We start from the raw sequence: 1,714 nt of genomic DNA on the forward strand, positions 1-1,714 counted from the left end.
TGGTCGGCTTCCACCCGGTATCGGTAACCGAGCGCCTGCTTGTGTGCCACGAACTCGTCGATGAGCCGACCGAGCTCGCCGGGCAACGACGAACGGGATGTCGTCATCAGAACACCTCCTGACCCACGTTCCAGTCGAACATGGGAACCGGCAATGCACAGCGGCGAAGCTGCTCAATCCCGGAGGGGGGCCCTCCGGCGCAACTGCAAGGGCGGAAGCCATCGCCGTGACTGCCACGTCCATCTAAGCCATCCATGGCTATGCTCGCGGTGCCCCTCAATGCTGTCAATCATTCCGTTATTAAGGAGTGGACCCCAGCTAGCGGCGGCGCGGCAATTCCCAATGCCGGGCGTTAAGCGGATGTGCTTGATGCGCGGGCCATGACGTCAAGCTATATACGATGGACCAGCCAGACGGTGGTTTTCAGAACCTCTAAAAGAGCAATCCATGGGGTTGTCCGGGAGGGGACTGGACAAAACCGAAGGCGTACCTCGTTGCCTCGCAGGACCCGGGCGAACATGGCGTGAGCACGGGGTGCATGCCAAGACGATGTCACGACTGCGACCGTGTCAGCAGCCATGGTTCTCAACAGTACGCCCACGTGGCGTGCGTTGTCCCACGTGCTGTACGATTGGGCCTCGCGCATCTGGCGAGAGTCCGGAACGCCGTGCGCCGTTAACCATCGCGTCATCGTGCTGGTTTCCTGAGGCGTCCCGCTAATAAGCACCAGAGCCTTTAGGTTATCGTGGAAGAGATGGGCCCCGAAGTCGGTTCGCGCCCTAAGGTCCGCCCCTCCCAAGATGACAATCATGTCCACCGTGTGTCCTACCCTATCTGCTTAATCTTACGTCGGGTCGCAAATGCACGGCACCAGCGCCATGCTCGCAATGTGAACGATTCGGCTCCCCTGCGCTCCCCTGCCGATGGTTAGTCGAGGTATAGGGACCAATATGAGCGGGGCTATCGTCGTGGATTCGGCAAGGTGGCCGGTCCACGAGTGACCGAGTCGACACTCTGGATTGGTGCCCCGCTGTAGCCGAGACTGCATCCATTGTACCCGCTAGGGTGGGCTTTAGGTATCCATCCAGAGTTACCCGGTCGGCCTCGATGAGGTCTTCGGGGTCTTCTAGACGACCCGTGTCCGTCCATCAATTATTTGTCACGTAGTCCGGCTCGGCGAACAGACCTCATCGACGAGCCATTGCAATTACAAATTTCTCCGGCGAGCTTGTGCCGCATTTCAAAGCGTTCATTGGAACTCCCATGCGTATTGTTGCATACGGTGGTTCCGGTCCCTCTTGATTCAAGGCAAAGGCGCTGGCTAGTCCCAAGGCCATGGCCAGAGACACCGGGAATTTGACTTCGCGCACGAATTCGCGCACCGTCGCTTCGTTAATCAGTAGGCCCCCGAGCGTGCCTCCGACAAACACCACGAGCTGGCGTGCCGCATGTGGTCCACGTCGTCGAAACGCCCATACCCGGCTCAGCGGAAAGTTCACGGCGGTGCCTGCAACAAACCCGAACGCATGGGCGACGAGATACGGCACATGGGCTTCACGATAGAGAACCACACTCGCCATCCAGGCCACGATCGCAGCCCGCCCACCAGGGCATCGGTTCCGCCCCCATTTGCATGACACTAGCAGCTTGTGTGCGTAGTCGGTCCGCGATGCCGTCGCTCCGCATGTAGAGTAGCCCGTTAACTCGACCCTCA

Annotated in this window: 2 protein-coding genes; both read right to left on the minus strand. The window is 59.6% G+C overall.

The genetic code is table 11. The features are described from left to right. Positions 1 to 391: 391 nt before the first annotated feature. On the minus strand, positions 392 to 811 hold the full coding sequence (locus tag HIJ39_RS22735) for a YdcF family protein (RefSeq protein WP_243239923.1): 420 nt from the start codon (positions 809 to 811) through the stop codon (positions 392 to 394). Positions 812 to 1,187: 376 nt separating this feature from the next. Continuing rightward, positions 1,188 to 1,714 (minus strand): GtrA family protein (locus HIJ39_RS22740; RefSeq protein ID WP_207711878.1); only part of this gene is annotated, 527 nt, incomplete at its 5' end.

The organism is Sulfobacillus harzensis, from assembly GCF_012933365.1.
In the GTDB taxonomy this organism is placed as follows: domain Bacteria; phylum Bacillota; class Sulfobacillia; order Sulfobacillales; family Sulfobacillaceae; genus Sulfobacillus_B; species Sulfobacillus_B harzensis.